The sequence below is a fragment of the Sphingobacterium sp. UBA7253 genome (genome assembly GCF_002472745.1).
GTDB classification, from domain to species: domain Bacteria; phylum Bacteroidota; class Bacteroidia; order Sphingobacteriales; family Sphingobacteriaceae; genus Sphingobacterium; species Sphingobacterium siyangense.
The window spans coordinates 222-15,944 of the sequence record NZ_DKSP01000147.1 but is presented as its reverse complement, the minus strand read 5'-3'; the positions used below and the strand labels follow the sequence as shown (position 1 = coordinate 15,944).

Here is a 15,723-nt window from a genome sequence, read left to right as displayed (position 1 = left end):
TATCGTTAAACTTCTTGCAGACAACTTCGATCTGCCAATTGCGGTGTATAATGTCAGCGGAGAATATGCGATGTTAAAGGCGGCTATTCAAAACGGCTGGTTAGACGAACGTGTCATTCTAGAAACGTTATTGAGCTTCAGACGTGCTGGCGCTACAGCAATCTTATCCTACCACTCCAAAGAAGTATTGGAGAAAGGTTTTATTTAATAACTTCCAAATTATCTTCGATAATCGGAATATAACTAACAGAAGCTCGGGAATTCATTTCCGGGCTTCTGCTTTTTTTAAAATATTATTTAAACCTTTTTATTACATTGCGGTCAAACAGAAAATTATAATCCACCTTATTATGTTAAAAAGTATTATAATCAGCAGTTTCCTGTTATCGGCTCCTTCCGTACATGAACATACATTTTACTCCTTTTTAGAAGGCAATTGGATTGCGGCCAACGCTAAATTGAAATCAATCATATTTAATAAGAATGGCGACGCCTTTTTCACCTTTTCAAATTCAAACCATCAAAGTCCCCCAACTTCAGTTCATCAAAAAGTGGGCAATTTTGCAATATTAGATAGCAAAAAATTCAGTGGGTACTTTTTTAGTCCAAGCCTTTTTGGAAAATATAATGATAATAAGACGGCTTTTGAGATTGAAATTAAATCGGCCAATGAGATTATCCTGTTTGTCAATAAACAAGAAATACAATTGCTAAAAAAGGAAACTATTACTCAATTTAAATAGCTAATATCAGGCTATTATGGATTCCTTACGTTTCTATGAGACTTATCTTCTCAAAAAAAGATAACTTCGCATTCAAATACATAGACTATGCAAGCACCTGATATTTCAAGAGCAAAATCTGCTGAGCTATTTGAAAAAGCAAAACAATATTTCCCTGGAGGCGTAAACTCTCCTGTTAGGGCCTTCAAATCCGTATATGGTACCCCATTATTTATTGAACGTGGCGATAAGGCGCATCTTTGGGATGCGGACGGCAATGAATTCATCGATTTTTGTTGTTCATGGGGTCCCCTAATTTTAGGGCACAATAATGATCAAGTTCGTGAAGCAGTAGCGGCACAACTCGGGAAAGGCTTAAGTTTTGGCGCTCCTACTGCGTTGGAGAACCAACTAGCTGGGTTGATTATCGAAAACAATCGATTTATTGAGAAAATTCGCTTTGTCAGTTCTGGCACCGAGGCTGTAATGTCTGCTATCCGTTTGGCTAGAGGCTATACGAAACGTGATAAGATCATCAAATTTGATGGCTGTTATCATGGGCACTCCGATTCTCTTTTGGTGAAAGCTGGTTCTGGCCTGGTAACCTTTGGTGAAACATCTTCGGCCGGTGTACCTAAAGCATTTGCAGACGAAACCATTGTTATCGAATTAAACGATAAGCAAGCTTTAGAAGCTGCTTTTGCAGAGTTTAAAGATCAGATTGCGGCAGTTATCATTGAGGGTATACCTGCGAACAATGGCTTATTGTTGCAATCTAAGGAGTATGTTCACTTCTTACGTAATATCACCAAAGAACATGGTGCAATGTTGATTATGGATGAAGTGATCACAGGATTCCGTGTTGGTTTTGAAGGTGCTTCAGCTTACTATGATGTACAACCTGATATTATTACCTACGGTAAAATTATTGGTGGCGGAATGCCTGTCGGTGCTTATGGAGCCTCAAAAGAATTGATGGCCTGTATATCTCCTGATGGTGCCGTTTACCAAGCAGGAACTTTATCCGGAAATCCAGTTGCTATGGCTGCCGGCATTGCTGCATTGGGTATCTTGGCTCAAAAGGATTTCTACACAAATTTAAATGCCAAAACAGAAGCTTTTGTCAATGATATGCGTGCTTATATTGCTGAGAAAGGATATAAAGTTCAACTTTTCCATGTTGCTTCTATTTTTTGGTTTGCATTTACAGAACAGCAAGAAATTAAAAAAGCGAGTGAAATCGATCCTAAATCGATGGAATCTTATAAAATTATGCACCGCGAGTTGTTAAATCGCGGCGTTTATTTTGGCCCTTCAGGCTATGAAGTAGGTTTTGTTTCTGATGCACATACAGCAGCGGATCTTGACCTGGCAAAAAAACATATTTTTGATGCGTTGGACATTGTCTTTAGCGCATAAAAATCAAACTACTTTAAAAAAAGCCCTCTAGTATATTACTGGAGGGCTTTTTTTTATAGGTTAGTGGAAGTTTCGGTTTGAATCAACGTACTTATTAAAGTTTGTTTGCCAACTTCTTATCTTTGGATTTCATCTTATTTAATCCGGCGATAAGTTCATCCAACGAAAACTTACCTTTGATATCCATAAATACACTTTCATCTTCATCATCATGGACCAATAAAGAAACCCGCTGAATGACATTGTTCTTATCAATACGAGCATTTAGCGAAATTTCCTGGCCATCGGTGTTAATAACCAGAAGTTCCTCAAATTTATTTTTCTTTAAAAACTTATGGTAATCGTCCAAAATACGCGCATTCTTTATTTTATCATTATTTGACAGTGTCAGCATTCTGAACTTCTTCAATTTCTTTACAATTTCGGCCATTGCACGAGTATCTTCATCATTATCATCCTTTAAGGCTTTTTTCATAAAGGGTTTTGTTAACCACATCGGTAAATTAATCGCAACAATCTCAGCATCGTCAGATACATTAGACCGACTGACGAAGTCCATATTGGACGCTTTTTTTATCATGCATGATTGCATGGAGAAAAGAACGCCAACTAGGCACAACAAGGTTAGTAATCTTTTCATAATTTTCTACTTTTTGTTGTTATCTCCTTTGTTCTTATTCACTTTATTATTCCCGTCGTTTACCAAGCTAGTCACATCTTTCAACGGTATAGCCCCGTCCAGGATCATAAATAGGTTTTGCCCATCTCCATTGATTGTAAGTAACAGATTGTTTAGGATATCGGCATTTGCGGACATATTTTCTACCATGAATCGGATATCTTGTCCATCACTGTTGAGTGACATAAGCTCTTCATATTTTAAATTAGACACCGCCCCCCGAATAATACCTGTTAAAGCTTTATCTTCTCCATCCTCAACAATCAGCATCCGCAACGATTTAACATTCTTAAGCAGTGGTGTAATTGTCTGCATATCCTCATCGTCTATTTTCAAATTACCCAATAGTTTGAACATCGGCGCCCCAATCTTGAGTGTCGTTACACCTTTCTTTCCTTGATATTGTTCAAAAAGTTTATCCAATTTTGAAATTTGTGCATTTGCCATACTTGCTACAAGTAGAAGGCAAGCTATTAAAAAACCTTTCATTTTATTTTAGTTAATCGTTATTGACATTTGTTTTATATTCATTGCTTTATCTACACCATTTTCCAGATTATTTGCCAGTAAGCCCAAAGATTTTAGGGTCAGTTCAACAGCTTCCTGTTCATTCGCGACAGGCTTCCCATTCAAAACAACATAATCTGCCCGGTAGGACTCTTCTGTTGTCAATTCCGAACTTTCAGTCACGACTTCTTTCTTCACTATCCAATTTTTGGCCTGTTTTTTTACTTTTGGACGTTTAAAAGTTTCTGCTGTTCGCATCGCCTTTCCACTGTCCTCCGCACTTACCTCATCATTAAGTTTGGGAGCTGTTATTTCTATATTTTGATCGTCAAGCAGCTTCTTATCGGCAGGCTTCGACTCACTCATTTCTTTTTTGGCGAGCACAGGTCCTTGTATTGCTGATTCCTGATTTAGGAATAGTGCAATTCCAATAGCCATTACCAACATGGCTGCTGCTGCATATTTTATCCAGCTATTATTCCACCACACAATACGTTTCTTATCATCATTGATCTCACTTTGGAAGTCCTCAAAGGACCAGTCCATTGTCTTATTTTTTTCCTGATTTAATGATTGAAAAAAAGCATTATCCGAGTTTTTCAATACTCTTTCTTCCTCTAATGACGACTGGCCATTAAAGTACTTCTCTTCCAATTCTTTTAATTTCTTATCTTTCATCACTGTATATCTTATTTTCAAAGAAGATGAAACAATCGGGTTTATTTTTTACCTGAATAAATCCGCGTGGTTTCATAATCGAATAATTTTGTCAATTGTTCTTTTACCTTCTGTCTTGCACGCATCAGATTAACTCTGACTGCTGACTCCCCCATCTCCAATACTTCACCGATTTCATCGATATCATAATCCTCAACATCGCGCAGATGCATAACAAGCCTTTGTTTTTCGGGAAGAGAATTGATCATCTCCAGAATAATTTCTTTCGTATTCCCAACGGTATGTTCCGTCATCGCAACAACGTGATGCTGTTCAACAAAATCCGCCCGGACCTTATCTCTTTTTAAACGATTGAGTGCTTCATTTTTCACACTCTGCATGCAGAAAGCTTCCATATTTTTGTATTGAAGCAACTGATCTTTTAATTGCCACAACCGCATCATCACATTTTGTACCGCATCGAAAGCCTCGTCATCATCAATCAAGATCCGTTTCGCAAAGCGAAATAGCTTATCCTTATGGATGAAAACGGTATTTTTAAATTGCTCTTGATTCATGTTATCGTCAATATTGAGACTTACTCTATTTTAATTTTTAATCGGCTTATGCTCCATCTCAATATCACCCGTGCCTTTTATATAATCAAGACATTTCAGCAGATCGATTTATTACATCTAATATGACTATTTTTTTAAAAATATTTAATTCACTGTGTATTAAACTTCAATAAGTAGCCCAAACAGCCTATTTTTAACCTTATTACAAACAAAATAGGAACATAGACTGTTACTTAAGATGCTGAATGATTAAAAAATTAAACAAAAAAAATTATGAAGTATTACAGAATTACAGGTATTACTGCTGCAGTAGCACTCCTAGTAGGCGCTGTTGGGTGTAACAACTCTTCTACGAAAAGTACAGGTGGAGCTGACTCAAGCAGCAGTATCGACACAAATACTGCACAAAAAATGGACTCAATCACCGTCAGTCCTATTGCAGACTCGAAAGAATTTCCTGGAGCTGATCTGCAGATCGCCTCGATCACTGCAGAAAAGGTAGGAACAGACTCCGCAAAAGTAACTGTAAAATATGCGATCAAGAATTTCAAATTGACTGAGATGACCGATGATGCCCATGCTGCCCATATGGCAAATTCGCATGATGGACAACATATCCATTTTATTTTAGACAATAAACCTTACACGGCTCTTTACAAGCCCGAGAACTCCGTAACAGTACCGTTAAATTCGGAACATTACCTGCTCTCATTTTTATCAAGATCCTATCATGAATCCATAAAAACCACTGAAGCTTCTAAATTGGTAAAATTTAAGATTGATGCAACGGGTAAATTGACGACAGATGCAACACCAAAGGAACCATCACTTTTCTATTCTCGACCTAAAGGTGAGTATAAAGGAGATGAAACAAAAAATCTCCTGTTAGATTTTTACGTAGTCAATACCAAACTTGCTCCAGACGGCAACAAGATAATTGCAGATATCAATGGCCAGACATTTACATTGGACAAATGGGGGCCATATGAGATAAAAGGGCTGCCAATGGGCAACAATAAAGTAAAATTGACTCTAGTGGATAAGGATGGTAATGCTGTTACCGGAGATAATGTTTCGGTAGAACGTGATATCAAACTGTCTGAAAAATAAATTGAGGGCTGTCCTAAACACAAAAGAGTCGCATTAAAATGCGTCTCTTTTGTGTTTAGGACAAACTTTGAGCGACAAAAAGACATTGTCTTTATTCCTTTTTGATTAAGGCAGTTTGTCAAAATCAATTTTCGGTGCATTATTTTTATTCCGGAATTCAAACTTACTTCCTGGCTTAACAACGTCATTAAAGAAACCACCATTTCTAAGGAAGTATCCGTTTTTGGTAATGCCGCCGATTGCATCAATGCGTTGATTTGCACGATAGGTATTATCGACACTGAAAGAAGCCTCCTGTACAGCTTTCCATTGTCCATCATAGACCCATTGATTGCCAAACTCAACCTTTCTACCCAGGTAGCCTTGATTAGGACTAAAGTTCTCTAAGAAACTATGGAATCGTTTCAGGTAGGTGTTTGTCTGCGGACGTTTGAAGCTTGCGATCACATTCCATGCATGCTCTTCGGGTACAAAAAACCAAGCCGTATAATCAGTATTTCCTTTTCCATCGGGCACGCCTTTCAAGAGAAACTTATAGGTTACCCCTGCTTTCCAAAAGTACTTACGGTAACTCTGTCCGCCTGACCCTTCATTTCCAAACTCACCCGAATGCACATCCTTTCCTTTTTTTAGTAGATGGATTTTTTGCTCATCTGGAATACTTTTCGGATCATCTGTGTGGAATGGACTCCAGACGGAAAATAAGATACGTCGCTCGGTTTCTGAATTAACCTGTATACCAAAGTAGCCTTCGCCAAAACCATTCGCCATAAAATAGGAACCAACTTTATCTTCTCCTTGAGGGACGGTTACTTCGTTATAATAGTAACTAACGTTACCCTCCGTAGGAACAGTATAATTTAGATGACAAGAAGGGCCTCTTCTGGACCAATAGTAATACTCAGGATCATTGGAAAACAGAAGACCTCCCGAAGCCGCTTCGCCGCTCACAAGCAATTCGGTTACATTGGCAAAATTGCTTCCCGATTTACTTAAGCCTTTTAAATTAACCTGAACGTAACCGGGCGATTTTACATCAATGGACAGAGGCGCTGTTTCCGACAGCTCAGTACTTTCCACATTCACGATCGCCTTTTTTCCTAAAGCGTCTACTGCTATTTTGGATTTTCCAGCATCGTTTTTTGCCTTCAGTTTCAAAGTCAATTTCCCCGCCTTTTGAGCCCTAAAATAAACCGATACCACTTCCTGATCGCTTGACCATTTTACAAGGCCATTACGACCGGAAATTTCCGCTTCACCAACTTGTCCTGCGGTAATGAAAGCATTCCCGGCAAGTGGTACGGCATAAGTCTTCCCTACTGTTTGCGCTATACTGCTTATCGAAAGACAGGATAAAGCTCCCATAAAGAGATACTGGATAAAGTGTTTTCTTTTCATACTTTATTTTTTTTATCAATTTATATATCAAACCTAGGCTAGTTATACTACCTGCGGTTATTAATGCTTGCCATGAATTCGAGATGCTGCTAAACTCGAATACTTCACGAAACCAAACTCCTTTAGCTATTCTGAAACTCAGTTTATCAGCTATCTTTCTGTTGCACTTTACTATTGAATAAAGATGGTATCGGTTTGTGAAACTGGATTATTTGATGAAGATAAGGCTTAGATTTACAGAAAAAGAAAGGAAATGTATATCAATCGATTGTGTAAAAAAACAGCAATAATTGACCACCATTCCTTTCCATTTAAATGAACTATTATAAAATGAGATGTATATTTTAACATTTTAAAAATACGATCTAATCTTTTTGTGTATTTTTAGGATCAGAGTCCCCTTTTATAAAAGCTAAAATAGCAAGCTCCATGGACAAATCTGCTGATAGCACATCAAAACGTATCTTAGGACAAAAACAAATCTCCATATTGATCCATGGACTCGCCTGGCTTATTTTCTTATCCTTTCCAGTATTATTTTTTAACAACGGTCAATTGGAAATTAAGGAAATACTTTTTGCGCCGGCATTTTGGATTTTCACAGGCTGTTTTTTAATCCTATTCTATGTCAATGCTTACCTGCTAATTCCTTATGCGATAAGAAAACGAAAATTTATCAGTTACGGAATCTCCATTATTTTGACAGGCTTGTTATTAGCCTGTTATCTTCAGCCCTTCGATCGCTTGATGCATATTGGACGTCAGCAATTACCTACCCCTGGAGAAAGAGAATTTTCGTCTAGGCATCACCCTGATTTTCCACCGCCGCCATCTGCTAGGCATTCCCCAGACCGAGGTCCGGGGCAGACCTTGGGACAACGGCCACAACCCATCGATATTGCTTCCGTGTATATTTTCCTGTTAACCATTAGCCTTGCCGCACTCTATAGAATCGTAACCTACTGGATGGAAACTCAGCAAAAGATGCAATTGGTCGAACAAGACCGGATGAAGGCCGAACTTTCCTTCTTAAAAGCCCAGGTCCACCCCCACTTTTTGTTCAACACCTTAAATAATATTTATGCATTAGCATTGACCAACGATGATGCCGTCGCGAGTAGTATTCATCGTCTTTCACAATTAATGCGTTATTATATGGATGAACGGCATAGTGATACGATTGACATCAAGATTGAAATACAGGCTATACAAGATTTTATCAATCTCCAAAAGCTACGCACTGGCCCAAATTGTTCTATCAGTGAACACTATGCGGGGCTAGAACACCCTAAAACGATACACGCATTTGTGTTGCTTCCTTTTGTTGAAAATGCGTTCAAATATGGATTAAGCACAATAGAGCCCTCCCAATTAAGTTTTGAAGTCATTCTAACGCCAACATCCTGTGTATTAAATGTAAAGAATAGCATAGCTACACAGTCAACCGAACAACACCGAACAGGAACAGGTCTTAAAAATGTTAAACGTCTATTGGAACATTTTTATGCCAACAAACATCGCCTGACGATCCAGCAGGAGGATCATTCTTTTTTCGTTCAGCTTATCCTTTACATTTCTTCATAAATTGTTTCTATATTAGGCTATACGATTATATATACAAAAGCAGTTTATCTTAATTTAATCGATGTTAACTTGCATAGCTCTTGACGATGAACCCCTGGCTCTTCGTATTATTTCGACGTTCACAGCAAAGCATCCTGCTATACAGCTTGCTGCAACCTTCAGTAACCCCCATGAAGCGAAGCTATATCTCGCCAATAACAGTGTTGATTTGATTTTTTTGGATATTGATATGCTCGAGATCAATGGTATTGATTTTGCAAAGAACTTAAAACCAAGACCTTTATTGATTTTCACCACAGCACATAAGGAGTATGCGATAGATGGATTTGAACTTGATTCAGTAGACTATCTTCTCAAACCATTTGACTTCGTCCGTTTTGAACGGGCCATCGATAAAGCGATGACACGTTCAGCTACACAGAGCCATCGCCCCTTTTTAATCGTGAGTGTAGAATATCAACGAATCAAGATCTATCTTGACGAAATTGAGTGCTTGGAAAGCATGCAAGATTATATCAAAATACACCTTATACACGGAAAAACAATATTGACTCTATCGACAATGAAAGCCATGCTCGAGCGTTTGCCAAAAAATCAGTTTATCCGTATCCACCGCAGCTTTGTTATCGCAGTCAAACACATCATTACATTTTCACAGCGTAAAGTACAATTACCCAACTTCACATTGAAAGTCGGCGATGGTTACTATAATGAGGTTATCCAATGTCTACGTGATTCGTCGATGCAATAAGCCTCTTTATCGTTACTTAACATTATTTTACATCTCCGTCTATTACCTTGCTTCCATAAATAAAAAAGAAGAGATATGGAACGCAAAAATTTTATAAAAACCCTATCATTGCTCGCATTTTCAGGGCCAATGGTCTGGGCAGCTTGCAAGAAAGACGATACCACATCAATTACGGATGAGGGCACTGACGTAAATGTCGATTCAAGCTGCAGTGTAACACCTTCGGAAACCGAAGGGCCTTTTCCGACAAAAACACCTTCAAGTTATGTCCGATCAGATATACGCAAAGGTGATGGTATTGGGGCGAATATGCTCGGTTTAATTACCATTGTTAATACAAACAATAGCTGTGCGGCACTAGAAGGAGCTTTAGTGGATATTTGGCATTGTGATGTGGAAGGTAACTATTCCCAATATGGCGGAACACAGATGCAATCCAGCAACTACCAGTCTGTCAATTGGTACCGCGGTAGACAAGTTACGAATGCCAATGGACTTGTTTCTTTCCAAACCATCTTTCCGGGCTGGTATCAAGGTCGAGCAACACATATTCACGTTCATGTATATGATGCTACAGGTAAATCGCTATTAGTGACGCAAATCGCCTTTCAAGATAGTCTGTGTCTTGAAGTCAATAACACAGGTTCTTCTTATGGTTACAAAAAAGGTGTTTCAGGATATACCTATAATGCCAATGACAACGTATTCAGCGATGGTGTTACCAAAGAAATGTCTACGGTCACAGGATCCTTATCTGAAGGTTTCCAAATGAAAATGACGATTCATGTTAATGCTTAACAGCCTGATCATGCAGGATATTAGAATCTATATCGCGGAACAGCGAGGGGAAACATCAATCGGAACACATTTAGTCAGGAGCACACTCAATTATGGCTCCTTTGCTGCTCCTCACCGGGAGGCTATTGGCCGGTTGCAACAAGTCAATAGCTGGCAAGTCGCGCTTCAAGAGACTTTGGAACTCCCGACCAATCAGGATACAGTCTCATTTTTGATTCCTTTGGTTGGGGATCTACTCGTGACGATGGATGGCCAAACCTATACCGTTCCTGTCGGAACAATCTTAGTACACAATTTTGAAAATAATACGGCAATTCACATAAAGGCATCATCCGAAGTTGGGGAGCCTGCGATCTTTCAAGAATTTGTGCTTAATTCGGCAATAAACACTCCTACACTACCTCATATTGCGAATCTTCCACTTTCATCTTCGTTTGAGAAAAACAAGATGTATCCTGTAGGCACCGACTTAGCTACTGATTTTCAGTTCTACTTCGGTGCATTTGCCGGAAAACATGATTTTGAATTACAGATTGGCCAAGACCAAAAAAGCGCATTTGCATTTGCATTTGCATTAGATGGTAATTTTGAAGTTGAAGAACGTATTCTTTATCCATCTGATGGTCTTTATCTACCAGATTCAAAAAATTTAGACATCGAATGCTTATCGGCAACTGGCCTTTTGGTGGTTTTGTGTTTCTAACGGAATAGATTTAAAAAACGATGATTTCCAAAATAACGACCACGATAAACATAAAAAAGTGAAGGGTCTACCCTTCACTTTTCCACACGATGTTAATAAAATGTTGAAAACCTCATTTCGCTTTTAAGGTGATCCCTCAAGTTACTCACAACTTGTTGATATTGCTGTTTAATATTTTAAAAATGGCTAAAAACCAACGCTTTTCAAGTTTAATCCTGTACGCTCGTCTAAACCGAACATTAAGTTCATATTTTGTACAGCTTGACCAGATGCTCCTTTCAGCAAATTATCGGTCGCATTTAAAATAAGGAGCTTATTTCCGTGCTTTTCGAGGTGGATAATACTTTTATTTGTATTAACGACCTGTTTGAGGTCAATATTTTTAGGACTGACATGTGTAAAAGGGTGAGCGGCATAATAGCTGTCATACAATGCGTAGGCCTGCTCTTCAGACAAATCGGTGTCTACATAAATTGCCGAAAAAATTCCGCGGGCAAAATCGCCACGTTGAGGAACAAAATTAATTTTTGCAGCAGCACGTTCCAACAATGATCCGTCTGACACCGGCAAAAATCCCGCTTGTAGCTGATCCAAGGACTCTGAAATTTCCTGCAAATGCTGGTGTTCAAAAGATTTGTAAGCAGAAAGGTTATTGTTACGCCAGGAGAAATGCGTTGTTGCACCTGGTTTTTGTCCTGCCCCTGTTGATCCAGTCGTTGCATTAACATGGATTTGATCAGGTAATAAGCCTTTACTCGCTAATGGCAATAAAGCCAATTGGATATTTGTTGCAAAGCATCCTGGATTAGCAATATACTGAGCCGTTTTGATTGCCTCTTTGTTTAGTTCCGGAAGCCCATACACGAATTGTTGACCTTGGAAAGCTGTATTCGCACGAAGACGATAATCTTGTGAGAGATCAATAATCTTCACGGATGCATCGATTGGATTTGCATCTAAAAATTTGCGTGCATCACCATGACCAACACATAAGAACAATACATCAATAGCTGAGTGAAAGTCCGAAGAGAAGGTCAATTCAGTATCACCAAATAGATCATTGTGAACTTCATATAACTTATTTCCTGCATTGGAAGCGCTATTAGCAAATACGATTTCCACCTCAGGATGATAAATCAATACACGTAATAATTCACCACCAGTATATCCTGCCGAACCAATTATTCCTACTCTTATCATTTTTTTGAATTTAGAATTTAGGTATGCGTTATCACCTATCATGCCATGTACTTTTTCTTATCAAGTTTACTTTAAGAAAAAAATACATGGCATAAAACACGGTTTATTTTTTATTCACTTTGTGCCAAATGATGGTTTGATTTCCAAAAATTTTGGAGAAACCTTTCACATCGTCACCTGTATAGCCCTTATTCATTTCACCATAGCTGCCGAATTTATTGGACATCAAATCGTGTTCAGACTCGACACCAATGACGACAAAACGGTATGGGTGAAGTTCAACAATCACTCGGCCAGTCACTGTTTCCTGTGAGGATTGCAAGAATGCTTCGATATCACGCATAACGGGATCGTGCATTTGGCCTTCGTGCATATAATTTCCGTAGAAAGCAGCGATTTGATCTTTCCAGGACAATTGCCATTTAGTTAAGGTATGTTTTTCTAAGGCATGATGTGCCTTGATTAAAATGACAGAAGCAGCGGCTTCAAAACCCACACGGCCTTTGATACCAATGATTGTATCACCAACGTGGATATCACGGCCAATACCGTATGGTTGAGCTATTGTCTGTAATTCTTGAATCACTTTAACGGAAGCCATTTTCTCACCATTTAATGCAATAGGCTCTCCTTTTTCAAAATCGATTGTAATTTGTTGCGGCTCTGAAGAAGTCACTGGAGTTGGCCATGCCGACTCTGGTAAGTATTGGTTGGATGTCAATGTTTCTGCTCCACCAACAGAAGTACCCCAAAGACCTTTATTGATGGAGTATTTTGCTTTTTCAGCAGAATACTCTACACCATGCTTATTCAAATATTCTATTTCGGCTTCACGCGACAATTGTAGATCACGGATTGGGGTGATAATTTCCACTCCTGGAATCAGGGTCTGGAAAATCATATCGAAACGTACTTGGTCGTTTCCTGCACCTGTAGATCCATGAGCAACACATTCAGCGCCAATTTTCTTTGCGTAGTTTGCAATTGCGGTTGCTTGGCATACACGCTCAGCAGATACTGACAATGGATAAGTCGCATTTTTTAACACATTGCCAAAAATCAAAAATTTAATAGTTTCGCGGTAATAGTCTGCCGTTTCGTCTATAGCTGTATGTGATTTCACACCTAAAGCATAAGCACGTTCTTCAATATTTTTTAATTCTTCATCCGAAAAACCACCTGTATTTACAACTACGGAATGAACTTCTAAACCTAAATCTTGTGTAAGATAAATACAACAGAATGAAGTATCTAATCCGCCACTAAATGCTAAAACTACTTTTTTCATTAGAATGTTATTTTATGAGTGTTTGTTTTCAACGGCTGATTTAAGCTCGTCTCACTCGGTTTTTTATTATTATGTTGAGAGAACCTTGAACTGATCTTGTTATTATGAACATCTTCAGTTACCTGTTACATCTATTTTCAATATAATCGCTCAGCCTTAGCTTAATATCCTTTTGCGACTTTGTTATGCTTCGGAAAATTGACAGCAATAAATTTATTGGCCGATTTCCAAAACTTCGCCTGTATACGCTTTAGCAGAGACTGTTTTTGTGTAATTCTTTCCAAACGTTCTTTCGCTTCATGCTTGCGCTGGATCTTCTCCCGCAATTCACGTTCTTTCTCTTCGGGATCCCAAAGCATGGCGGTACACATACAGTTTTTACGGTCTTTACTCATCAGGATCTCATAATTCACGCAGCTTTGACAGCCTTTCCAGAATTCATCATCGGAAGTCAATTCGGAATAGGGAACCGGTTCATAGCCCAGTTCTGAATTGATTTTCATCACGGCGAATCCGGTTGTCAAACCAAAGATCTTCGCTTTAGGGTATTTCTCACGTGAAAGCTCAAAGACTCTTTTTTTGATTGCTTTTGCCAAACCGACTTTTCTGAATTCGGGATTGACAATCAAACCTGAGTTAGCGACATAATCACCATGCCCCCAAGTTTCTATATAACAAAAACCTGCCCATCGGCCATCTCTATGTAAAGCAATCACTGCTTTACCTTCATTCATCTTGTTGGCAACGTATTCTGGTTTACGACGCGCAATACCAGTACCACGAGCCTTTGCAGACTCGAACATTTCGTCGCAAATAACCTCTGCATAGTGCGCATGCTCAGGTTTAGCCGGGATAATTAAAAAATCTGATATAGTCATTGACTTACGACCCTAATAATAAAACAACAACTACTGTCGTGTTTTGTTACTAAATAAATTAAAATAATGGATTCAAAACCATCGGACAATCATGGTCTTGCTTGGAAAGATTCACTACCTCAAATCAAGCCCGAGGTAGTATAGGTCGTCGGAGGCGTAAAACAGGTATTTCTACAAAAATGAAAGCACAAAAGACCTTCTTCATAAACTTCTCAAAAGTTTGAATATAAGAATAATCGTTCTTTTTGTTCTGTTTCATTTTTTTATGCTCTGTCAATTGTTTCTGACGATGCAAATGTATAAAAATATTTTTTTCTTTTCCACAATATTCTCATTGATTTTTTGCAAAAATTAAAAATTTACAATCCACCGTCAAAACCTTCCTGTAAGCTTCATTCTCAAGCAATTAATCCACAACAAGTCGGCAATAGAACCATCACATTAGCGATATTAATTTGACAATAAAACGGATAAAGGTTTAAGGCTTTATCAATTGAAATTGTTGTTTTTTCTATCGGTTCGTTATTTTTAGTCAAAAACGATACTTTTGTAGGGATCATTTAATGGAGAATAGTATGTCACCGAGTTTAATTTTCTATATTATTTTTGCCGTCCCTTACATTATCTTTATGTATTGGCTCGTCAAACAGGACAAACATAAATATGCCTGGGGAATAGCAATCATTACTATTGTTGCCCTATTAGCGATCTACGTATCGCAGAAAGCCAGTAAAGTGGCCATGGACAATTATCAACAGCATCAGATCGACTCTAGAGAGATCGAGCGGGAAGAGCGTTTACAAAAACAACAGGATAGCATTAATCATGCTCAACAATAAAAAAGCGGCATTAGCCGCTTTTTTATTATTCATTTGTATAAATTGGAATAATCCCTTCCAATTTAAAGAGAAAAGCATATTCCAATGCAATTTCCTTTAAATAGTCAAATCGACCCGATGCCCCACCATGACCATAATCCATATCTGTTTTTAACAGTAAAACCGCATCTCCTATTTTAGTAGCTCTCAGTTTTGCTACCCATTTTGCTGGTTCAAAATACTGCACCTGACTATCGTGCAGCCCGGTTGTGACCAATAAATTAGGGTATTCTTTTGCTTCAATGTTTTCATATGGAGAATAGGCCTTCATATAATAATAGGCTTCCTTCTCATTGGGGTTACCCCATTCATCATACTCATTTGTAGTCAACGGTATTGTATCATCCAACATGGTATTCACCACATCTACAAATGGTACCTGAGCTATTATGCCATGATATTGCTCAGGCGCAATATTAGCGATTACACCCATCAGCAAACCTCCGGCACTTCCCCCTTGCGCATAGAGATGTTCGGGCATACAATAATGTTGATCAATCAGGTATTTACCACAATCCACAAAATCATAAAAGGTATTCATCTTGTGCATCATTTTTCCATCTTCATACCATT

Annotated in this window: 17 protein-coding genes and 1 pseudogene; 9 read left to right on the top strand and 9 right to left on the bottom strand. The window is 38.4% G+C overall.

Annotated elements, in window-relative coordinates; all coding sequences use genetic code 11:
• The 3 genes and pseudogenes from B2X72_RS15230 to hemL all read left to right on the top strand — a co-directional run.
• Positions 1–208: pseudogene (locus B2X72_RS15230) on the top strand (porphobilinogen synthase); the annotation flags it as partial.
• Between the two features lie 142 nt (positions 209–350).
• Entirely contained in the window at positions 351–743 is a 393-nt protein-coding gene (locus B2X72_RS15225) for a hypothetical protein (protein ID WP_182981025.1), read from the top strand.
• Between the two features lie 87 nt (positions 744–830).
• A complete protein-coding gene (gene hemL, locus B2X72_RS15220; protein ID WP_286850389.1) occupies positions 831–2,141 on the top strand; it encodes a glutamate-1-semialdehyde 2,1-aminomutase in 1,311 nt (436 codons plus the stop codon).
• 94 nt (positions 2,142–2,235) lie between these two features.
• Here hemL and B2X72_RS15215 read toward each other — a convergent pair whose 3' ends face one another.
• From B2X72_RS15215 to B2X72_RS15200, 4 genes are read right to left on the bottom strand one after another with little or no spacing between them, the layout of a single operon-like run.
• Positions 2,236–2,781, bottom strand: coding sequence for a DUF4252 domain-containing protein (locus B2X72_RS15215; protein ID WP_075990917.1), 546 nt, complete (start codon positions 2,779–2,781; stop codon positions 2,236–2,238).
• Between the two features lie 6 nt (positions 2,782–2,787).
• On the bottom strand, positions 2,788–3,309 hold the full coding sequence (locus tag B2X72_RS15210; protein WP_075990916.1) for a DUF4252 domain-containing protein: 522 nt from the start codon (positions 3,307–3,309) through the stop codon (positions 2,788–2,790).
• A 6-nt stretch (positions 3,310–3,315) separates the two neighbouring features.
• The gene (locus B2X72_RS15205) at positions 3,316–4,005 is read right to left on the bottom strand and encodes a hypothetical protein (RefSeq protein WP_075990915.1); all 690 of its coding nucleotides are present in this window, start codon (positions 4,003–4,005) and stop codon (positions 3,316–3,318) included.
• 41 nt (positions 4,006–4,046) lie between these two features.
• Positions 4,047–4,562: an RNA polymerase sigma factor gene (locus B2X72_RS15200; protein WP_286850387.1), complete on the bottom strand. Its 516-nt coding sequence runs from the start codon at positions 4,560–4,562 to the stop codon at positions 4,047–4,049.
• A gap of 273 nt (positions 4,563–4,835) precedes the next feature.
• On the opposite strand from B2X72_RS15200, the gene B2X72_RS15195 reads away from it, so the two are divergent.
• Positions 4,836–5,672, top strand: coding sequence for a hypothetical protein (locus B2X72_RS15195; RefSeq protein ID WP_075990913.1), 837 nt, complete (start codon positions 4,836–4,838; stop codon positions 5,670–5,672).
• Between the two features lie 105 nt (positions 5,673–5,777).
• Here B2X72_RS15195 and B2X72_RS15190 read toward each other — a convergent pair whose 3' ends face one another.
• Positions 5,778–7,070, bottom strand: coding sequence for a DUF3472 domain-containing protein (locus B2X72_RS15190; RefSeq protein WP_075990912.1), 1,293 nt, complete (start codon positions 7,068–7,070; stop codon positions 5,778–5,780).
• 429 nt (positions 7,071–7,499) lie between these two features.
• Here B2X72_RS15190 and B2X72_RS15185 point away from each other — a divergent pair, with 429 nt between their 5' ends.
• The 4 genes from B2X72_RS15185 (at position 7,500) to B2X72_RS15170 (ending at position 10,906) form a co-directional block, all read left to right on the top strand.
• Positions 7,500–8,654, top strand: coding sequence for a sensor histidine kinase (locus B2X72_RS15185; RefSeq protein ID WP_075990911.1), 1,155 nt, complete (start codon positions 7,500–7,502; stop codon positions 8,652–8,654).
• A gap of 61 nt (positions 8,655–8,715) precedes the next feature.
• On the top strand, positions 8,716–9,405 hold the full coding sequence (locus tag B2X72_RS15180) for a LytR/AlgR family response regulator transcription factor (RefSeq protein WP_075990910.1): 690 nt from the start codon (positions 8,716–8,718) through the stop codon (positions 9,403–9,405).
• A gap of 75 nt (positions 9,406–9,480) precedes the next feature.
• Positions 9,481–10,203 (top strand): intradiol ring-cleavage dioxygenase, encoded by a 723-nt coding sequence (locus tag B2X72_RS15175; RefSeq protein WP_075990909.1) that lies wholly within the window; start codon positions 9,481–9,483, stop codon positions 10,201–10,203.
• A gap of 10 nt (positions 10,204–10,213) precedes the next feature.
• Entirely contained in the window at positions 10,214–10,906 is a 693-nt protein-coding gene (locus B2X72_RS15170; RefSeq protein ID WP_286850383.1) for a hypothetical protein, read from the top strand.
• A 186-nt stretch (positions 10,907–11,092) separates the two neighbouring features.
• Here B2X72_RS15170 and argC read toward each other — a convergent pair whose 3' ends face one another.
• From argC to B2X72_RS15155, 3 genes are all read right to left on the bottom strand, one after another.
• On the bottom strand, positions 11,093–12,106 hold the full coding sequence (argC, locus tag B2X72_RS15165) for an N-acetyl-gamma-glutamyl-phosphate reductase (protein WP_145327158.1): 1,014 nt from the start codon (positions 12,104–12,106) through the stop codon (positions 11,093–11,095).
• 103 nt (positions 12,107–12,209) lie between these two features.
• Complete coding sequence (gene argG / locus B2X72_RS15160; RefSeq protein WP_075990906.1) at positions 12,210–13,394, bottom strand: argininosuccinate synthase; 1,185 nt, start codon at positions 13,392–13,394, stop codon at positions 12,210–12,212.
• 161 nt (positions 13,395–13,555) lie between these two features.
• Positions 13,556–14,272 carry a GNAT family N-acetyltransferase gene (locus B2X72_RS15155; RefSeq protein WP_070561978.1) on the bottom strand — a complete coding sequence of 239 codons (717 nt, stop codon included), beginning with the start codon at positions 14,270–14,272 and terminating at the stop codon, positions 13,556–13,558.
• Between the two features lie 575 nt (positions 14,273–14,847).
• On the opposite strand from B2X72_RS15155, the gene B2X72_RS15150 reads away from it, so the two are divergent.
• Entirely contained in the window at positions 14,848–15,111 is a 264-nt protein-coding gene (locus B2X72_RS15150; protein WP_075990905.1) for a hypothetical protein, read from the top strand.
• Positions 15,112–15,136: 25 nt separating this feature from the next.
• On the opposite strand, the gene B2X72_RS15145 is transcribed toward B2X72_RS15150, so the two are convergent.
• Positions 15,137–15,723: prolyl oligopeptidase family serine peptidase (locus B2X72_RS15145; protein WP_286850380.1), on the bottom strand; the 587-nt coding region annotated here is incomplete at its 5' end.